The 1593-nt window shown below is 73.1% G+C and carries 1 protein-coding gene and 2 pseudogenes; all 3 read right to left on the bottom strand.

Annotated features, from left to right (window positions below; all coding sequences use genetic code 11):
- A partial coding sequence (gene ruvA / locus AC2W7M_RS25150) for a Holliday junction branch migration protein RuvA (protein ID WP_486135798.1) occupies positions 1–438 on the bottom strand: 438 nt, incomplete at its 3' end.
- 117 nt (positions 439–555) lie between these two features.
- Positions 556–732 (bottom strand): annotated as a pseudogene (locus tag AC2W7M_RS25145) (anthrone oxygenase family protein); the annotation flags it as partial.
- A 174-nt stretch (positions 733–906) separates the two neighbouring features.
- Positions 907–1434, bottom strand: a pseudogene (gene ruvC / locus AC2W7M_RS25140) (crossover junction endodeoxyribonuclease RuvC).
- Between the last annotated feature and the right edge of the window lie 159 nt (positions 1435–1593).

Here is a 1593-nt window from a genome sequence, read left to right as displayed (position 1 = left end):
CGAGGTCGGGCAAGCTCCACGGCGCCGGCGGACAGGTCCGCCCATCTTGTCCTTCAGCTCGGTGACGATGCGGGTGGCGACGCGCGGCCCCACCCCCGGCGCGCGGGCGACCGCGGCCTTGTCGCCGAGCGCGATGGCCTCGGCGAGGTCCGAGGCCGACAGGGTGGAGAGGATGGCGAGGGCGATCTTGGTGCCGATGCCCTGCACGCTCTGGAGCAGGCGGAACCAGTCGCGCTCCGCCTCGCGGGCGAAGCCGAACAGGCGGATCTGGTCCTCCCGCACATGGGTCTCGATCAGCAGGCTCGCGGCGCCGCCGGGCGCCGGCAGGCCGTCGCGGGTCTTCTGCGAGCAGTGGACCAGATAGCCGACCCCGTTCACGTCGAGGATCACATGGTCCTCGCCGTAGGAATCCACCACGCCTTTGAGCTTGCCGATCATGGGGGTCTCCGCCGCGCCGTCACTCCAGCACGGCCAGAAGGAAGATGAAGGTGGCAAGCATGCCGAGGCCGTGCGCACCATGTGGAGCTGGCCCCAATTGGACAGGAGCCGGCGGCAGTCGGGATCGTCAGCCCGCGCCGCCATGAGGCGCTGCTCGGTGGGCGCGATGCCGATGAAGGTATAGGGCCAGTTGGCGAGCATCAGCACGCCGCCGGCGAGGAAATGCCAGTCGCCCGCGGTGAGGAAGGCGGCGGCGCCGCAGACGAACCCTGCCACCACCAGCACCGCCTGCATGGCGAAGCCGCGCCGGTCGGCGGGGCGGAACTGGGCGAGCGCGCTGGCCTCGCTCAGCGCCAGGCGCGCCGGCTGCTCCACCACGTTGACGTAGAGCGCCGCCCCCGTGAAGGCGGCGGCCGCAACCAGCCCCAGCAGCCCGAACATCATGTCCCACCCCCGCCGGCGGCGCGCCTACCGCACCCGCCGCGCCAATGCCGCCGCGCCGCGATGGTGCGCGTGGGTGATGGCGACCGCAAGGGCGTCGGCGGCGTCCTCGGTCTCCGGCTGCGCCTTGGGCAGCAGCACCGAGATCATCATCCGCACCTGCCCCTTCTCGGCCGGCCGGCCCCCACAACGCTCTTCTTCACCAGGGTCGGCGCGTATTCCGCCACCGGCAGCCCGCTTTGTGCCGGGGCGAGCAGCACCACGCCGCGGGCCTGGCCGAGCTTCAGGGTGGAGGAGGGGTTCATGTTCACGAACGTCTCCTCCACCGCCGCCTCGTCGGGGGCAAAGCGACCGAGCACCGCGATCAGGTCGCGGTGCAGCACGGCGAGGCGCGCGCCCATGGGCGCGTCCTCCGGCGGCAGGATGGTGCCGCAGCCGAGGAAGGAGAGCCGGGTGCCTCGGCTCGATCACCCCCCAGCCGGTGCGGCGCAGGCCGGGATCGAGGCCATGATGCGAATCACGTGCGGTGCCATGGCCGAAGGCTGCCCCGGCCACGCCCGCGAGGAAAGCGGCGCGGGCGCGCGGGCGCGCGAAAACGGGACCTGACCACCCCCGCGCCAATGCGGCGCACCACGACGTCAGACGGCGCAGACGGTGCCGCGCGGCGCCCCTCTCCCGGCCGGGGAGGAGGGGAGGGGTGGAGGGGGGAGGCCG

The sequence above is a fragment of the Xanthobacter sp. BG11Y11_SDJG genome, assembly GCF_057364445.1.
This window is presented reverse-complemented; position numbering and strand designations above follow the sequence as displayed.